This is a genomic window from Vibrio sp. B1ASS3 (assembly GCF_905175355.1).
Classification (GTDB): Bacteria; Pseudomonadota; Gammaproteobacteria; order Enterobacterales; family Vibrionaceae; genus Vibrio; species Vibrio owensii.
In genome coordinates, this window is the sequence record NZ_HG992742.1 from 2,304,103 (window position 1) to 2,322,373 (window position 18,271).

The 18,271-nt window shown below is 45.5% G+C and carries 16 protein-coding genes; 10 read left to right on the forward strand and 6 right to left on the reverse strand.

Translation table 11 applies throughout. The annotated features are described in order from the left end of the window. Window positions 1–208: 208 nt before the first annotated feature. From KJB05_RS10595 to purT, 6 genes are all read left to right on the forward strand, one after another. Window positions 209–889, forward strand: coding sequence for a DUF1826 domain-containing protein (locus KJB05_RS10595; protein ID WP_208445440.1), 681 nt, complete (start codon window positions 209–211; stop codon window positions 887–889). 162 nt (window positions 890–1,051) lie between these two features. Beyond that, complete coding sequence (sbcB, locus tag KJB05_RS10600; protein WP_208445441.1) at window positions 1,052–2,473, forward strand: exodeoxyribonuclease I; 1,422 nt, start codon at window positions 1,052–1,054, stop codon at window positions 2,471–2,473. 58 nt (window positions 2,474–2,531) lie between these two features. Next, a complete protein-coding gene (locus KJB05_RS10605; protein WP_005439820.1) occupies window positions 2,532–2,906 on the forward strand; it encodes a CidA/LrgA family protein in 375 nt (124 codons plus the stop codon). Between the two features lies 1 nt (window position 2,907). Beyond that, complete coding sequence (locus KJB05_RS10610; RefSeq protein WP_009705896.1) at window positions 2,908–3,585, forward strand: LrgB family protein; 678 nt, start codon at window positions 2,908–2,910, stop codon at window positions 3,583–3,585. A 265-nt stretch (window positions 3,586–3,850) separates the two neighbouring features. Beyond that, a complete protein-coding gene (gene cdd / locus KJB05_RS10615) occupies window positions 3,851–4,738 on the forward strand; it encodes a cytidine deaminase (RefSeq protein WP_208445442.1) in 888 nt (295 codons plus the stop codon). A 147-nt stretch (window positions 4,739–4,885) separates the two neighbouring features. Then, entirely contained in the window at window positions 4,886–6,061 is a 1,176-nt protein-coding gene (gene purT / locus KJB05_RS10620; RefSeq protein ID WP_208445443.1) for a formate-dependent phosphoribosylglycinamide formyltransferase, read from the forward strand. Window positions 6,062–6,139: 78 nt separating this feature from the next. On the opposite strand, the gene KJB05_RS10625 is transcribed toward purT, so the two are convergent. Beyond that, a complete protein-coding gene (locus KJB05_RS10625) occupies window positions 6,140–6,790 on the reverse strand; it encodes a thiopurine S-methyltransferase (RefSeq protein ID WP_208445444.1) in 651 nt (216 codons plus the stop codon). Window positions 6,791–7,127: 337 nt separating this feature from the next. On the opposite strand from KJB05_RS10625, the gene KJB05_RS10630 reads away from it, so the two are divergent. Beyond that, window positions 7,128–7,904: a RelA/SpoT domain-containing protein gene (locus tag KJB05_RS10630; RefSeq protein WP_208445445.1), complete on the forward strand. Its 777-nt coding sequence runs from the start codon at window positions 7,128–7,130 to the stop codon at window positions 7,902–7,904. A 144-nt stretch (window positions 7,905–8,048) separates the two neighbouring features. On the opposite strand, the gene ihfA is transcribed toward KJB05_RS10630, so the two are convergent. Then, window positions 8,049–8,345 carry an integration host factor subunit alpha gene (ihfA, locus tag KJB05_RS10635; RefSeq protein WP_005427969.1) on the reverse strand — a complete coding sequence of 99 codons (297 nt, stop codon included), beginning with the start codon at window positions 8,343–8,345 and terminating at the stop codon, window positions 8,049–8,051. A gap of 525 nt (window positions 8,346–8,870) precedes the next feature. On the opposite strand from ihfA, the gene KJB05_RS10640 reads away from it, so the two are divergent. Then, entirely contained in the window at window positions 8,871–9,749 is an 879-nt protein-coding gene (locus KJB05_RS10640) for an AEC family transporter (protein WP_208445465.1), read from the forward strand. 11 nt (window positions 9,750–9,760) lie between these two features. Here KJB05_RS10640 and KJB05_RS10645 read toward each other — a convergent pair whose 3' ends face one another. Then, complete coding sequence (locus KJB05_RS10645) at window positions 9,761–10,756, reverse strand: LacI family DNA-binding transcriptional regulator (RefSeq protein WP_199461449.1); 996 nt, start codon at window positions 10,754–10,756, stop codon at window positions 9,761–9,763. Window positions 10,757–10,992: 236 nt separating this feature from the next. On the opposite strand from KJB05_RS10645, the gene KJB05_RS10650 reads away from it, so the two are divergent. Beyond that, a complete protein-coding gene (locus KJB05_RS10650; protein ID WP_208445446.1) occupies window positions 10,993–11,910 on the forward strand; it encodes an aminoimidazole riboside kinase in 918 nt (305 codons plus the stop codon). An 86-nt stretch (window positions 11,911–11,996) separates the two neighbouring features. Here KJB05_RS10650 and KJB05_RS10655 read toward each other — a convergent pair whose 3' ends face one another. Further along, window positions 11,997–13,628: a glycoside hydrolase family 32 protein gene (locus KJB05_RS10655; protein ID WP_208445447.1), complete on the reverse strand. Its 1,632-nt coding sequence runs from the start codon at window positions 13,626–13,628 to the stop codon at window positions 11,997–11,999. 336 nt (window positions 13,629–13,964) lie between these two features. On the opposite strand from KJB05_RS10655, the gene KJB05_RS10660 reads away from it, so the two are divergent. Beyond that, a complete protein-coding gene (locus KJB05_RS10660) occupies window positions 13,965–14,690 on the forward strand; it encodes a metallophosphoesterase (protein ID WP_208445448.1) in 726 nt (241 codons plus the stop codon). 80 nt (window positions 14,691–14,770) lie between these two features. Here KJB05_RS10660 and pheT read toward each other — a convergent pair whose 3' ends face one another. Beyond that, window positions 14,771–17,176 carry a phenylalanine--tRNA ligase subunit beta gene (gene pheT, locus KJB05_RS10665; RefSeq protein WP_208445449.1) on the reverse strand — a complete coding sequence of 802 codons (2,406 nt, stop codon included), beginning with the start codon at window positions 17,174–17,176 and terminating at the stop codon, window positions 14,771–14,773. Window positions 17,177–17,194: 18 nt separating this feature from the next. Further along, window positions 17,195–18,178, reverse strand: coding sequence for a phenylalanine--tRNA ligase subunit alpha (gene pheS / locus KJB05_RS10670; protein WP_208445450.1), 984 nt, complete (start codon window positions 18,176–18,178; stop codon window positions 17,195–17,197). Between the last annotated feature and the right edge of the window lie 93 nt (window positions 18,179–18,271).

Here is an 18,271-nt window from a genome sequence, read left to right on the forward strand (position 1 = left end):
TTCTTACACGAGCCGATGGTTTTCCCATCGGCTTTTTTGGTTTTCAGGCTCGCTAAAATAAAGCATGACGAATCTCCCCCCCAACCTCTTTCAAAGACTTACCAGAGTCTAAATAACATTTGCGGCAAATGGGTTTGTTAGCACTAACTGTTATGATATAACATTTCAATAAACTAAAGCGCATACGAATAACATCGGAGGTTATATCATGACTTCAACTTTAACCGAGTCCATTACAACTGAAGCCTTGGGAAACACACACAAAACTGCATGTTTCAGTGCACGAAAAGAACCGACGGTGTTGGCAGACATTTATCAGGAAGACATCAATATCGCGATTTGGCAGCGTCAATTTGATCAACAACTGATTGATGCCAGCAAAGCGTTTGTTACATCAAACCCCAACTTTGGTAAGTCGTTGAGCGTCTCCCCAGAAAATGCTTTAGAAACGTTGCAATTCGCAACTGACGGAAAAGCGCCAGAAGTGCTACTAAGAAATATTGCTGAACTGGTTGATATGTTCTGCTATCTGTTTGAACTAAAAGATGCAGGATTACGCCTCGCAACGCTTAATAGCGCAATGTGCCCCCGCTTTCACGTTGACCAAGTACCTTGCCGATTGGTAACCACATATCATGGTACTGCGACACAGTGGCTAGCCAATGATGCCGTCAATCGCGCCAAACTGGGGCACGGTAGCAATGGACTCCCAGACTCAGAATCAGGTTTGTACATGAAAGAGAATGACATTCAAGATTTGTCTGTGGGTGATGTTGCACTTCTGAAAGGTGAACGTTGGAGCGGCAATGAAAACAGAGGTCTGGTACACCGGTCTCCGAACATTGAATCGAGTGAACCTCGCTTGCTATTAACCTTAGATTTTGGGTGATACAACACCTCAATAGCCTAAGCATTGGTCAATTCCGAAATATTAAGCCGACGGTTCGCCATCGGCTTTTCCATTTTCACAACATCACCTTGCATCTTTCGTTGCGAGTCAAGGCGTTGAATGGTCTAATACCCTCAATCGGTTCCGTAAACGGTAAGCAGAATGCACCAAGATAATCAGCCCACTTTTTTCTTTTTTGATTACGAGACTTGGGGAACAAGTCCAGCCAAAGATCGTCCAAGCCAGTTCGCAGGCGTTCGCACTGATGAAAACTTCAATATCATTGGTGAACCTTTGGTCATGTACTGTCGCCCACCTGCTGATTATCTCCCTTCACCAGAAGCCGCTTTGATCACTGGTATTACGCCACAAAAAGCCATGCAAGAAGGCCTACCTGAGCCAGAGTTTATCGCTAAGATCCACGCCGAGCTTTCTAAACCAAACACAACGAGCCTTGGTTACAACAGCATCCGTTTCGATGATGAAGTCACTCGTTACACTTGTTACCGCAACTTTATCGACCCGTATGCGTGGAGCTGGCAAAACGGTAACTCGCGCTGGGATTTGCTCGATGTGATGCGAGCGTGTCATGCCCTTCGTCCTGAAGGTGTGGAATGGCCGGAGAATGATGAAGGCTTTACGAGTTTCAAGCTTGAGCATTTATCAGTGGCTAACGGTATTGAACACAGCAATGCTCACGATGCGATGGCAGATGTAATTGCTACTATTGAGATGGCGAAGAAAGTCAAAGCCGCGCAACCAAAGCTGTTTGATTACTTTTACTCGATGCGTAACAAGCGCAAGCTGAACGAGTTAGTCGATATTGTAAACATGACGCCATTGATGCACGTGTCAAGCATGTTGGGACGTGAGTGCCAATACACAAGCTGGATTGTTCCAGTGGCTTGGCATCCAACCAACAACAACGCCGTCATCACGATTGATTTAGCCAAAGATCCTCAGCCAATCCTTGAGCTTTCAGCAGAAGAGTTGAAAGAGCGTTTGTACACCAAGCGTGAAGAACTGGGTGACTTACTGCCTGTACCCGTAAAGCTCGTGCATCTGAACAAGTGCCCTATTCTTGCTCCAGCTAAAACGTTAACGGCAGAGAACGCTGAAGTGATTGGAATCGACCGTCAGAAATGTTTGAGTAATCTGGCGTTGCTGCGTCAACACCCAGAGATCCGTGAGAAGCTAATTAGTCTATTCTCTATTGAGCGTGAGTTCGAAAAGAGCGATGATGTGGATACGCAACTGTACGATGGCTTCTTTTCACCAGCAGATCGCGCAGCGATGGACATCATTCGTGAAACAGACCCAAATAACCTTGCTGCGCTGGATATTGAGTTTGATGACAAACGCATCAAGCCGTTGCTGTTTCGTTACCGTGCCCGTCACTACGCTGGCACACTGGATGAGCAAGAACAAAGACGTTGGGCACAACACTGTCGTGAAGTTTTCGAAAGCCAAATTGAAGAGTACATGCTGAATTTAGAAAACTTAGTTCACGAACATGAAAGTGACGAAAAGAAGATAGCGATACTAAAATCCGTCTATCGTTATGTAGAGAGCTTAGCCTCCTAATTTCTTACCTTGTTCAAGCGCACCTTCGGGTGTGCTTGTTGTTTTATATGCTGTCAAAATGATTAAAGATCGATTACTACAGCTGGTCCATTTGCTCATTTCCCTCGCACTCATCATGGGAGCACTTGGCATCGGCAACACTATTCAAAAATTCACTGGCGTTTCTGTTCCTGGAAGTGTCATCGGCATGCTTGTGCTGTTTTTCTCTATGACCCTTGGCTTCGTCAAAGTCGAATGGGTTAAGCCTGGCGCGACGCTTTTCATTCGCTACATGATCTTATTGTTCGTCCCAATCAGTGTTGGTTTGATGCAGCACTTTGATATGTTGCTGGCGAATGCACTGCCAATTATTGCGAGTGCCGTAGGCGGGTCACTGATCGTATTGGTCAGCTTAGCGTGGTTCTTAGATTACTTGCTGAAGGAGAAACACTAATATGTGGTTACTTGTCACTATTGTGGTTTTCCTTGCCGCTCGTCAAATCGCAATTAAGGTTAACAACCCAATCGCAAACCCGCTTTTAATCAGCATCGCAGTATTGATCCCTCTACTCACCTTTTTGAAAGTGCCGTTTGAAACCTACTACGCCGACAACGAGTATATTAGCTTCTTGCTTCAACCCGCTGTTGTTGCGCTAGCGTATCCACTCTATGAGCAACTGCCTCAAATCAAAGCCAACTGGCGCATTATCGCACTGGCTTGCTCTTTGGGCAGCGTGATGTCGATGCTAACAGCGACACTGATCGCCGTTGCGTTCAAAGCAGACATCAGCCTGATTGCAAGCTTAGTGGGCAAATCGGTAACTACCCCTATCGCTATGGAAATCTCTAGCCACTTAGGTGGTGAAGCTGCCGTTGCGGCTATTTTAGTGCTTATTGTGGGGTTATTCGGGGCGATTTTAGCTTACCCAATCTTTAACCTTATCGGCATTAAGCACCCTATCGCTCGTGGCCTTACAATGGGTACTGTCTCTCACGCACTTGGGACAGCAACATGTGCTGAAAAACAGCCTGGTGATGCGGCTTTCTCATCTCTTGCTTTGGTGCTGTGTGGCATCATCACTTCTATTCTTGCGCCAAGCTTCTTTGCTTTGGCTGTTTGGTTATACCAATAAAGACCTCAATGACCTGCTCTACTTTGCTTCCCGATAAGGTGAGCAGGTCATAATCTCATCCAGAAAATTCGCAGTATGAATATACGTTGATATAGTTATTAGTGGGACAGAGATAACGTTAAATCGTCGTGAAATCGAATACATGTGTGAGCCCACTCTAATTATGTAACGTAAATTATCATTACACACATTAACGTGATCTAAAGCACAGAACATTTCCATCTTTCACATAGAATAACTGTCCATGCAATAACAAGGATTCAACATGAAAAGTCGCATTGAACAGGCGCTAGCAAGCGCTCCTGAAGCACTTTCAACACATCTTGCTCCTATCGTTCTCGCTGACGATTTTGATGCCACTATTTCTGAGCAACAGTTTGATGAGCTGCTGAACGCTACCAACCTTTCAGACAAAGAGCTTCGTGTTGCTCTACTTCCTTTTGCCGCAGCGTTTTCTTACGCTCCAATTTCTGAATTCTATGTCGGTGCGATTGTTCGCGGTCTATCTGGTCGCCTTTACTTCGGTGCGAACATGGAGTTTTCCGGCGTTCAACTGGGTCAAACCGTTCATGCTGAGCAGTGTGCGATCAGTCACGCTTGGATGAAAGGCGAACATGGTGTGAAAGACATCACCATCAACTACAGCCCTTGTGGTCACTGTCGTCAGTTCATGAATGAGCTCACTACGGCAAAAGAACTTAAGATCCAATTGCCAGAACGCGAAGAAAAGTCACTACACCACTACCTTCCAGAAGCTTTTGGTCCTGCAGACTTAGGCATCGAATCTGGTCTAATGGCAGATGTAAAACACGAGTTTGTGTGTGATGAAGATGACGAGCTGATCCAAAAAGCGGTGAGCGCAATGAACATCAGCCACGCGCCTTACACTAACAACTTGAGCGGTATTGCTCTTGAGATGAACAGTGGTCGCGTATTCCAAGGCGCTTATGCAGAAAATGCTGCGTTCAACCCTAGCCTTCCACCGCTTCAGGTTGCACTGATTCAAATCCTGATGGCTGGTGAGCAGTTTGAAGACATCAAAGCTGCAGCTCTGGTTGAGAACTCGCAAGGCAAGATCAGCCACCTAGCCGACACTCAATCAACGCTAGAAGCGCTAAACCCTGATATTCCAGTGAGTTTTGTGAACGTTTAATTTATCCAGACGCTAAGCGAGAAGCTCTACCCAGTGTAGGGCTTTTTTATTATCGAAAAACCTTGCGCAAACGTTTGCTTCGCGCGAAAAAATCAGTATGATCCCCTGCAAATTCGGTTTCATCACTTTATTTTGTAAGGGAACACTATGTTCGGTACTGCTACTAGCACTCATGCTACCCGTGTATTACTTTTGGGCTCTGGCGAGCTTGGTAAAGAAGTGGCAATTGAATGCCAACGTCTTGGTTTGGAAGTGATCGCGTGCGACCGTTATGCCGATGCTCCAGCAATGCAAGTGGCGCATCGTAGCTACGTCATCGACATGCTTGATGGACAGGCACTGGAAGAGATCATCAATAAAGAGCAACCTGCTTACGTGGTTCCTGAAATTGAAGCTATCGCGACCGATAAATTGGTCGAGTTAGAAGAGAAAGGCTTGAACGTTGTTCCTACAGCGAAAGCAACTAAGCTGACAATGAACCGTGAAGGCATTCGCCGCCTTGCAGCTGAAGAGTTGGCCCTAAACACTTCCCCTTATCAATTTGCTGACAGCTTTGAGGACTTTAAAGCAGCAGTAGAACACGTTGGTATCCCGTGTGTTGTTAAGCCAGTGATGAGCTCTTCTGGTAAAGGCCAGAGCGTTATCAAATCAGAAGAAGATGTTCAAACGGCTTGGGATTACGCACAAGAAGGTGGTCGTACAGGTGCTGGGCGTGTGATTGTTGAAGGCTTTATTGACTTTGATTACGAAATCACATTGCTAACCGTGCGCGCAGCTGATGGAGTGCACTTCTGTGCTCCGATCGGGCATCGTCAAGAAGATGGTGACTACCGTGAATCATGGCAGCCACAAGCAATGTCAGACAACGCAATCAAAGCGGCTGAATACACGGCAGAGAAAGTCGTTAATGCACTGGGTGGCTACGGTATCTTTGGTGTAGAGCTGTTTGTTAAAGGCGATAAGGTTATTTTTAACGAAGTGTCCCCTCGCCCACACGACACCGGCATGGTAACCATGATTTCTCAAGAAATGTCTGAGTTCGCCCTGCATGTTCGAGCGTTTACTGGCATGCCAATCAACAACATAGTTCAGTATGGACCATCAGCATCAGCGGTTATTTTAGGTCAAGGTACATCAACTGATATCCGCTTTGACAATGTTGCCAAAGCACTAGCTCAGCCACAAACTCAAGTACGTTTGTTTGGCAAACCTGAAATCAACGGTCGTCGTCGCTTAGGCGTTGTTTTAACGCGTCGCAAGACTATTGAAGATTCGATTGAAGATGCAGTGAATAACGCATCTAGAGTGCAGATCGTTTACTGATTTCATTAATCAGCCAAAGATAGACAAAGCGCAGCTCAATTGGCTGCGCTTTTTCTTTCTGTGGGTTCGAAAAGTCCTTTATTCGCTCTCTATTAAGTAGACTTCTTCAGAGAAGCGGCTTAGACCTTTCTTCGCAATTTTGGGATGGTTTTCGTCGGCTTGGTCGACATTCAAACAAGTCACCTTGTAACCCGCAAACAGCTGTTCAATCTCTTCGACTGGCACGCTAAATGGAGGGCCTGACATCTCATCCTGTGGGTAGTTAAGAGTCACAAGTAAAATACGTCCGCCAGGGTTCAACAGCTGCTTAAGACGAGTTACGTACTCTTCTCGCATTTCTTGCGGCAAAGCCACAAGCGCAGCACGGTCGTAAATGATATCGGCTTTAGAAACAGGCGCAGTAAAGAAGTCGCCAGTGTAAATCGACAACTCATCGAACTGATACAACTCATGCATGCCGTTCACTGGTGTGACAGTCGGCGTATAGAAATGTTCAGCAAAAAACGCACGCACGGCGATAAGGCTGAGTTCGACACCCTGCACGTCATCATGCTTCGTCGCTAGCCATACCAAATCTTCTGACTTTCCGCACAGAGGAACTAACACGGTGTCTTCACGTTTAGGATTGGTATGCTGCCAGAATGCAGGTAACAGTGGATTCACGTCATCTAGGTGGAAACCAATTTGGTTACTCGCCCATTTACTGTGCCAAAATTCTTGATCTCTCATTTTACTTCTACTTGTCGGCTGATTGTGGATTCGAGCTTTGCGCTTCGCTTTTGTGGGGTAAGACTAATGATTTTTTCAAATTTGTCTATGCCGTTCATCTTTGGTTAATACTGCAATGGTAGTATGGCTATCGTTCAAGAATGAACCCTTCCTTTATCTGGTTGTCGGAATAAAGGAAAGCAAAATGGTGATCTAGAACACGATTCCACCATAAGGCTAAAAAAACGGCCTTGGAATCTATCGTAGAGCCCCCATTAACTAGGTAGTACCTGATTTGCGAATCTTAGTGACCTTTTCGTTACCCATTTTCTAAGTGCAAGCAAGTTAAGGAGAGTGAATGAGCTTATTTTTACGTACTACTGCATTGATGCTTTTAGTACTAAGCCGTGCGCCGGCGTTCGCCGCACTTCCAAATGTCCCGAGTAACGAGCAACAAAACCGTTCTGCTAGCCAAAACGAAGTTTGCTCAAAATTGTTTAAGCATAGCCTTAGTGGTTTGTATGGCATTCAGTCAATCGACTCCAAACCAACTCAACCTTATTCAGATTTCGACGTACTTTACAGCAAAGCTCACCAAGCACAGTTCGAGTTAGAAACCATCTGTAAAAGTACTGCCCTTCTTACTGACGCCCAACCTTACTTCGCAGGCGTTAAATCTCAACATCGTGCCGAAGAAAAAATTGCTCACGAATTGGATGGTCAAGTAGAGCGAATTACAGACTTAGCACGAGCAACTATCGTCGCGGATGACGTAGCAAGCCTTGTCTCTGTGTACGAAGCGTTAGAGCGTGAAACTACCATCGTTAAAGTGAAAAACCGCTTTAAGAAACCAACGGCCTCTGGCTACCGTGACTTGAACCTGTTGGTTCGCCTCCCTAAAACGAATTTGATTGCTGAAGTTCAACTGCACCTTAAAGCCATTGCTGACGTTAAGAGTGGCCCGGAGCATGATTTGTACGAACAAATTCAGAAGCTGGAGCGCCAAGCTCTTGTAGAAGGCCGAAACTTAAATGATATCGAGACAGCTTCGATTCGCAGCATGCGCACTCAATCGAAAAACTTGTATCAAGAAGCTTGGCATCCGTACCTGACGACACACCTAGAAGCGGCGTAAACAAGCCGTCTTTTAGAAACTGATTTCCTCAATACTGAAAAACCACCGCAATTGCGGTGGTTTTTTATTTGTTCTTTAGTAAGTAACGAAGCGTACAGACAAAAAGACCACGACAAAGCGTGGTCTCATTCCATGTTACATGGCTTACTGGTCTGCCTTTAGGTTCTCTACGCGAGCTTTCAACTTCTGACCCGGGCGGAACGTAACGACACGTCGAGCAGTAATAGGAATATCTTCACCAGTTTTCGGGTTACGACCAGGTCGTTCGTTTTTGTCACGAAGGTCAAAGTTACCAAAACCTGACAGTTTTACCTGTTCGCCACTTTCTAGTGCCTTACGAATTTCTTCAAAGAACACTTCCACCGTTTCCTTGGCGTCCCGTTTACTAAATCCCAATTTATCAAACAGGTTTTCTGCAAGTTCGGCTTTTGTGAGCGCCATAAAACTTTCCTCAAAGCTATGTTAAACAATGCTACCTAGTGTAGCGCCAGAGCAGTTTTACCCTACCAATTCAACAACATATCGGGGTTACATCAGGAAGTGTATGCCAAGCTTATGATTTTCGCCAACTTTTTTCTTTGCTAATATACCGAATGTTTTACCACTGCGGTACTTTACCTACCATCATTTCCAGATTTTACTTTAATTCCCTCTCTATCGAGAAAAATATCCAGTTTAAATTACTAGTTTAAAACCTTAAAACAACATTAATCACTATTTAATAAAAATGTCAGATACTGGCTATTTTACAAACAATTGACACAAAACTTCTCTGTTTTTCAGTAGTTTGAGTCACTTCAAAAATAGATCTGACCAGTCACATTCAGCATACTTTTTTTACCTATTCTGCTAGGTGAATTGAAAAACGAAAGCTTGAACGAAGACAAAATTCTGCGTGTTACTCCATGACGGCAAATGGAAACATTGATACTGTTTTCACATACGCCCTCTTACTCGCGAGCCTACATGTTTCACCAAGTCGTCAGCATTCTCTTCCCTGTATTCGCTTTGGTTTTTGTTGGCTATCTCGTTGGCCGCTACATCAGACCAGATTTTCGCCCCATCAATCGCATTAATATGGATGTGTTCACGCCAGCACTCGTCTTTTCATCGCTGGTAAGCATGCCTCTCGACATGGACCAAGCCCCTCTTTTAGTTGCTGCTGTTATTGCTGTCGTCGTTCCCGGCATTGTGATGCTACCGATTACGAGACTGACCGGTCTTTCATTTAAAGCATGGGCACCACCACACATGTTTCGAAATAGCGGCAACTTAGCGATCCCGCTGTTCACGTATACGTTCGGTGAACTCGCTTTACCCTCGGCAGTGCTGTTGTTCGTTGTCTCAGCCTGTTTACACATCAGTTTGGGTGTAATGCTGCTCAGTAGCGGCAATCCCTTCAAACAGATCATTAAGATGCCGATTTTCTTATCTGCTTCACTCGCTTTGTTCATTAATCTTTCTGGAATCGGTATTTGGAGCCCGTTGTATGAGGCGACCGCATCACTCGGACAAGCGGCGGTACCAGTGATGTTACTTTCATTGGGTGCCCAGATGTTGAACCTGAGATTAGGAGGTTTAAAAGTAGGTCTTATGTGTACAGTGCAATCGCTTGGGACTGGTGCGATCGCATTTGCATTAATCTATTGGTTGATCCCACTGCCGACGATGCAACTGCAAATGATGGTGTTGTTCACTATGCTGCCACCAGCCGTCATGAACTATTTGTTTGCAGAGCGACTGAACATTGAGCCAATGACAGTCGCTTCAATGGTGTTGTTTGGTAATTTCTTCAGCATAATCACGTTGCCGCTACTGCTGTTGTTTACCCTTTCACTCTCTTGAGCAAATCAGCCCTAGCGATAGTGGATCTTCGCAGGAAGCACCACTTGCTGTGGGGTGTGTTTTGGTTCGGTTAGCAGCGCTTTGCCGGCTTCATATAAGCTTTGCGCAATCAAATCACAATCCTGTTCAATCGAATCTATCTTAATTGGTAAGCAATCCAAAATAGCGTAGTTGTCGAACGTCGCTATTTTCATCTCTTCATTTAACAGTTGCTGCTCTGAAAGAAAACGCAAAACCCCTTCAAGGATGGAGTAAGAAGCAACGAACAAGCGTTCTGGAAGGCGACCTAACTCTTGATAGGTTTCCTGCATCATTTGATAGCCTGACTCGGGTTGGTAATCCTTATGTTTGACCAATGCCGCTTCAAATTTCACTCCGGCTTGCTCCAACCCTGCTTGGTAACCGGCAAAACGGTCTTTACTTGGAGACAGCTCTAACTGACCGCCAAAGTAAGCGCATTCTTTTGCTTCCTTACCCAACTTCTCCACCACTTGCTTAGCGGCGTTGTGAGCATCGGTTTTGATTGTCGTCATCTGTTGCTGCTCAATAACACGGTCAAACAAGATCACAGGCGTAGACTGTCTGACTTCTTGATAAAAGCTATCGTCAGACATAGACGTTGCGACCATCAGTAAATCAACTTGCCTTTCTAATAAGCTCTTTACTGCCTCTTGCTCTTGCTCTGGTTCATCCTCAGAAGAGGCGATCAACAACTGATAACCACTGCTTCGAGCGAGCTTCTCGAGTTGCTTAGCGGTTGTGGCAAAACCCATGTTGGCCAAATCAGGAATAACCAAGCCCAAGGTATACGTTTTTTTCGCTTTTAAAGCGCGGGCATAAAGGCTTGGTGCGTAATTGTGTTCCGCGACGACAGCTTGGACACGTTTTACGGTGTCTTCATTGATTCGGTGTTTCTTGGCGTGTCCATTTAAGACAAAGCTGACTGTGGATTTAGACACTCCGGCCAGTTCTGCAATGTCCGCTAGCTTTAGTTTTTTGTTCTTCACCTGGTCATTCCGTGGTTATTTTAAGCTTGGGCTTTTTTATTATCCCGCCAATGATACTCAGGTTAATTATGAAAGCCATCACAATCCCCCACTTTGCGCTTGGGCAAACACTCTAGATCATGGTTAAGATCACAATTAACGTCATTTTGACCTTTTTGGTTCAAATAAACATTGATTAGCTAAAACGATTTAGCAAAAATGTAGTTAGTGATTAGATTCTATTTTAGGTAGTAGTTATGAGTAAGATTTGGGTGACTGGCGATGCCGTTGTTGATTTGATTCCAGATACAGACAGCACGTATTTGAAATGCCCTGGTGGCGCGCCAGCCAACGTTGCAGTCGCAATCTCTCGATTAGGCGGTAACAGTGCTTTCTTTGGCCGTGTTGGTCAAGATCCTTTGGGTCGTTTTATGAAAGCAACACTGGCACAAGAACAAGTCAACACAGATTACATGCTGTTGGATGAAGCACAGCGCACATCAACCGTGATTGTAGATCTAGATGACTCAGGTGAACGCAGTTTTACTTTTATGGTGAAACCAAGTGCGGACCAATTCCTAATCCCTGCTGACATCCCTGCATTTGTTCAAGGCGAATGGCTACATGTGTGTTCAATCGCACTTGCAAACGAACCGAGTCGCAGCAGTACACTGAAAGCGATGCAAGATATTAAAGCAGCCGGTGGCTTCGTCAGCTTTGATCCAAACCTACGTGAAGAAGTTTGGGCTAACCCAGAAGAGTTAAAACCTGTGGTTCGCCAAGCAATTGAGCTGGCTGACGTGATGAAATTCTCTGACGATGAACTGCTGTTCCTGACCGACACGGACTCACTCGAAGCGGGTCTTGAAGCCATCAAAGCATTCGATAATACGCTTGTCCTTATCACTCAAGGTGCAAAAGGCGCGTTGGTTGTATTCGAAGGTGAACAAGAGCTGATTGCAGGCCAAGCAGTCAAACCAATAGATACAACAGGCGCTGGCGACGCCTTTGTGGGTGGTTTGCTGGCTCGTTTAGCTCAACAAAATGAGTGGGCGAACAAAGAAGCGATCCATTCAGCAGTTAACTGGGCAAATGGTTGTGGTGCTCTAGCGACAACGCAAAAAGGCGCGATGACAGCATTGCCAACTCAAGATGCGTTGTTGGCTTACATTTAGAACAAGATCGCTATAGCTTGAAGCTTAGGTAATAAAATAGAAATCCCCGCAATTGCGGGGATTTTTTTAATTTGTCGTTTTTAGAATTAAACGTTTTGGAAAGGCGCTGTTGCCGCTTTCAAATAATGCAGAGTTGCTTCTCGCTCTCCGCCTTGTAAAGACAAACGTGTCGCATCGACATCAGTAAACACACGAGACGTCATCACCGCTTCACCACCGTTAACAAACACTTCAACAGAAGAAGTATCCGCTAAGATACGCAGTTCAATCTTGCCAGACTCTAGCGGTAACTCGCGAACCGTATCTTGTGCTCGATTCAATGTTTTAGAACGATCTAAGATCAATCGACGCTCAACGTCATCGGCTTTTATCGTCAGTTTTTGCGCTGTATTTTCGAAAAGGCATAACTCGTCTCCCCATTCTAACGTGATAGTTAAATCGAAAGACTTGGTTCCGATATCCATACCATCGGAATTCAACACAAATTCGTTTGTTGATTCAATTAGCGATTCAAGCTCATGAATTGGAAATTGATACAGCTTGCCATCACGGAAGCTCATTTCACGCATTGTCGTCAGTTGATGTACCCAGCCATTGTCTGAACTCGGTTGATCGATTTCATCTGGTAATCCCATCCAGCCACACATAACACGGCGGCCACCTGGCGTAAGCATGGTTTGTGGCGCGTAAAAATCAAAACCAAAATCGAGGTGTTGGAACTCGCTCAGGTGAAGGCCATCTTTATCATTCCAATTTGCCTTCACGATGCCATTATGGTGAGGAATTGAGTTGTGTTCAGAAAACGAAGGAATGCCCTGCGGACCAATCACAACAAAACTTTGCTCAGACAAATTGAACATGTCCGGACATTCCCACATATATCCGAAATCACCAAACTCATCGCCATACAAACCGTCAAACGTCCATTGATACAAGTCGTTAGATTTGTAAATCGCTAGGCGCCCTTTTAGCTCTTCCGTCTGCGCACCCAATAACATTAGCCACTGGTTATCGTGACGAATCACCTTAGGGTCGCGGATGTGTGGTGTTACACCAGGAGGTAGTTCACCAATCACCGGACCATGCTTAACGAAGTTCACACCGTCAGTTGAAGTCGCTAAGCACTGGGTTGTATGACGATCTCGTTGCGGCCCAATTCGTGTATTGCCTGTGTAGAACAACATCAACTCGTTTTCTTGGCTAAGTGCATGACCAGAAAATACACCATGACTATCGAACCAATCTGAAGGCGTGAGCGCAACGGGTTGCCATTCCCAGTTGATTAAGTCAGTACTGGTTAAATGTGCCCAATGCTTGTCTTTGTGTTCACACCCATACGGATACCACTGGTAAAACATGTGGTATTGGCCATTGTGGAACACAAAACCATTTGGGTCGTTAAGCAAACCTTGTGGTGGCGTTATATGCCATAAGGGGCGGTGCTCACATTCAACAGGCTCTTGAAGTGATTCAAAACGCTTCGCTTGTTCTTTAGCAATCTCCTCTCCCAGCAGTAGTAATGCTTCCGTACTGACAGAATCTGAGCGCACAAATCTCACTTGCATTTTTCCCTGAACTTCTTGTAGTTGCTCAATCAACTCAGAGTCTTGAATTAGCGTGTGTTCACGCACTTCAAAAATAAGGTCTGAATCAGGAATCAAAACGCGAGAGATGTTTTCAACTCCCCCACAAACGGCAATGTATGGTGCTAACGACATTTACTTTAACCTAAAACTCAAAATGGGAACGTTTGCAACAATAACATATCAAATAACGAATTAATAGATAACAGCGGATAATAGACAGTAAAAACCGTGATCAACCTAACGCTCTAACGCATCTTTTAATTATTGGCCTAGTACTTAAGTTCTCGTTACCTGCTACGCTGAACTTTACATTTGAGAACGTTCCCTAAAAATCCAATTAACCAGAGGAAGATTTAGATCTACCTTTCTTACAAAGCGGTAATAAGCAACGTAGAGGTTTACTATTAAAACCAAGAGGTTAAGTGTTACACTGAAACCATTCAACCAAACGTTACATTGCGAAATTCCATGAAGTCGATTTTCCAGATCAGCGATTGTCACTTAAGCGATCCATCTAGCTTTGAAAACCTGCGTAAAGCGCTATTGTGTGCTCAAAATGATTCATCTTGCGATACTCTTTTTCTCACTGGTGATCTGTGTTGCAACCCTCAACCTGGCGCTTACCTCAGGCTAGTTAACTTCATAGAGCAACACACCCGAAACAAGCGTATCTTCGCCATCGCTGGCAATCATGATGACCATGAACTGATGAAACAAGAATTGCGTGGGAGTTGTATCGCCGTTGTCGATAAAGCCAAGCTCCATGGACGAGAGGTTATATTTTTGAACTCAAGTGCAAAACCATTGGATAAGCGTCATCCTTTAGGTTCTGGCCGAGTTGATAACCTTGGTTTAGCAGTCTTAACTAAACAGCTTCGCCATGTCGCCAACCCGATCGTCGTTGTCCACCATCCCATTATTCCTGTTGGCTCAGACTGGATGAAAGCGATTTGCTTGGAGAACGATGCAAGCTTACTTGCGCTTTTGGCAAAGAATCGAGTTCAGGATGTAATTTGTGGACATGGTCATGATGCACTGACTATATCGCAGCAAGGTGTGACTCAACATATGGCACCCGCCACCGCTTATGGCTTTGACCACAGTATTGACGAATACAACCGAAGAGAAAGGATTGGTGTGAATAAGATTTGCTTTGAAGGTGAGAGGATAAAAGTGGAGACAATTTGGCTCTAACTATTCCCTATTCCCAAAATACAAAAAACCCTGCCGAGCTGGCAGGGTTTTCATTTCTTAAGAAGATGCGTTACGCGAGATTAGTCACGTAGAGACGCACCAAACTTCTCAGAAACGTGAGCAACGATAGCGTCAACCGCACCCGCGATATCTGCATCTTCAAGCGTACGCTCAAGTGACTGTAGAGTCAGAGCGATTGCTAGGCTCTTCTTACCTTCTTCAACGCCTTTACCTACGTAAACGTCGAACAGTTTCGCATCTTTAAGGAACTCGCCACCTTGCTCTAGACAAGCGTTAACGATGTCACCAGATGCAACAGCTTCATCCACTACTACCGCGATATCACGACGGTTTGAAGGGAATTTAGAAAGTGCTACCGCTTCTGGGATCACTTTGCTGTTGATTGCAGACCATTCGATTTCGAATACGATAGTACGACCGTTTAGACCGAACTTACGCTCAAGCTCAGGGTGAACGGTACCGATCACGCCTACTTCTTTGCCGTCTACGATGATTGCCGCAGATTGACCTGGGTGAAGTGCTGGGTTAGCTTTTTTGCTTTCAGGTGACAGTGCAGCGAAAGAGTACGCTTTTTCGTTCGCAGATAGCTCTAGAATTGCTTCTAGGTCGCCCTTAAGGTCGAAGAAATCAACAGTGTTAGTTTCGATATCCCAGTGTTCTTCACCGCGAGTACCAGCAATAACACCTGCAAGCATAGGCTCTTGACGCATGCCGTTTTCTGCAGATTCACATGGGATGAAACGTAGGCCATATTCGAATAGACGAACGCGTGGCTGTTGACGCTTCTGGTTGTGAACAACTGTGTTCAGCAGACCTTGGATAAGACCAAGACGCATTGCTGACATGTCTGCAGAAATTGGGTTTGGAAGCACTAGAGGCTCAACACCAGGTACAACTAGCTTTTGTTGCTCAGGCTCAACGAAGCTGTATGTGATTGCTTCGTGGTAACCGCGGTCAACAAGAAGATCACGAACGCGTTTCAGTGGAAGATCCGCTTCAACGTGGTTGTGCATCTTAAGTGCTGCTGCTGGGTGTTGGTTAGGAATGTTGTCGTAACCGTAGATACGGCCAACTTCTTCAATCAAGTCTTGCTCGATAGCGATATCGAAACGCCATGTTGGTGCTACTGCCATCCAACCTTCTTCTGAAGCTTCAACAGTCAAACCTAGACGCTCTAGGATTTCTACTACGTCAGCATCAGCGATGTGGTGACCTAATAGGTTGTCTAGTTTAGTGCGACGTAGAGCAACTTTGTTTGGCTTAGGTAGGTCTGCTTCAGACTCTACTGCAACAACAGGAGCTACTTCACCGCCACAGATTTCAACAAGAAGCTGAGTTGCACGCTCCATAGCGCTCACTTGTAGTGCGTAATCCACACCACGCTCGAAACGCATTGAAGAATCAGTGTGCAGACCGTAGCTACGAGCGCGACCACGGATGTGGTCAGGTGCAAAGAATGCACACTCTAGTAAAACGTCTTTAGTTTCCGTTGTTACACCAGACTCTTCACCGCCAAAGATACCTGCGATTGCAAGTGCTTTGTTGTGGTCAGCAACTACTAGTGTATCTGCGTTTAGTTCTGCTTCGCTGCCGTCAAGAAGTGTTAGCTTCTCACCTTGCTCAGCCATACGAACGACGATGTCACCTTCGATCTTCGCTAGATCGAATGCGTGCATTGGTTGACCTTGCTCTAGAAGAACGTAGTTAGTGATGTCTACTACAGGGTCGATAGAGCGAATACCACAACGACGCAGTTTCTCTTGCATCCATAGTGGCGTTTCAGCTTGAACGTTTACGTTCTTAACAACGCGACCTAGGTAACGTGGACACGCAGCTGGCGCTTTCACTTCGATAGACACTTTGTCTTCGATTGAAGCCGCTACTGCTTCTACTGATGGCTCAGTCACGTCAGCACGGTTTAGTACGCCAACTTCACGAGCTAGACCACGAATACTGAAACAGTCAGCGCGGTTTGCTGTTAGGTCTACGTCTACTGTTACGTCGTCTAGACCTAGGAATTCACGGAAATCGGTACCGATTACTGCGTCTTCTGCTAGTTCCATGATGCCGTCTGACTCAACGTCGATACCTAGTTCAGTGAATGAACAAAGCATGCCGTGAGATGGCTGGCCACGTAGTTTCGCTTTTTTGATTTTGAAATCGCCTGGAAGAACAGCACCAACTGTTGCTACTGCTACTTTCAGACCTTGGCGACAGTTGTGTGCGCCACAAACGATGTCTAGAAGCTCTTCTTCACCCACGTCAACTTTAGTTACGCGCAGTTTGTCTGCATCTGGGTGTTGACCACATTCAACAACGTGACCAACTTTAACGCCGTTGAACGAACCTGCTACAGGTAGCACGTCATCAACTTCTAGACCCGCCATTGTAATTTGGTGAGTTAGTTCGTCAGTGGTAATCGAAGGACTAACCCACTCACGAAGCCATGATTCGCTGAATTTCATAGTGATTTATCCCCTGGATTACTTGAACTGTTTTAGGAAACGAAGATCGTTCTCGAAGAACGCACGGAGGTCGTTTACGCCGTAACGAAGCATTGTTAGACGCTCAACACCCATACCGAATGCGAAACCAGAGTATTTTTCAGGGTCGATGCCTACGCTACGTAGTACGTTCGGGTGAACCATACCGCAACCTAGTACTTCTAGCCATTTACCGTTTTTGCCTTTCACGTCAACTTCTGCTGAAGGCTCAGTGAATGGGAAGTAAGATGGACGGAAACGTACTTCCACTTCTTCTTCGAAGAAGTTACATAGGAAATCGTGCAGGATGCCTTTCAGCTGTGCGAAGTTCACGTTCTCATCAACCAGCATGCCTTCCACTTGGTGGAACATTGGCGTGTGCGTTTGGTCGTAGTCGTTACGGTATACACGGCCTGGTGCGATGAAACGGAATGGTGGTTTACCATTTTCCATCGTACGGATCTGTACGCCTGACGTGTGAGTACGAAGCATCAAATCTGGGTTGAAGAAGAAAGTATCGTGGTCAGTACGCGCTGGGTGATCAGCTGCGATGTTTAGTGCATCAAAGTTGTGGAATGCATCTTCGATTTCTGGACCAGACTCTGTGTTAAAGCCAAGTTCGCCAAAGAACTTCTCAATACGCTCAACAGTACGAGTAACTGGGTGTAGACCACCGTTCTCGATACGACGACCTGGTAGTGTCACGTCGATCGTTTCTGCTGCTAGCTTCGCTTCTAGCTCTGCACTTTGTAGTGCATCTTTACGAGCTGCGATAGCTTGCTGAACTACGCCTTTCGCTTTGTTGATCTCTTGACCAGCTTCACGGCGCTCTTCTGGTGGTAGTTTACCTAGGCTTTGAAGTTGAGCAGTTAGCTCACCTTTTTTACCTAGATACTGAACACGCACTTCATCAAGTACGACTAGCGATTCTGCAGCTTCAATTGCTGCACTCGCGTTAGCAATGATCTCTTCTAGATGTTGCATCGTTTCCTCATCTACCTATTGGTAGTATCCATAAGGGAGTGATTGGTTTTTTGATAGCTGTACATAGTAGCCAAACGCGCCACCAAAGCCAAA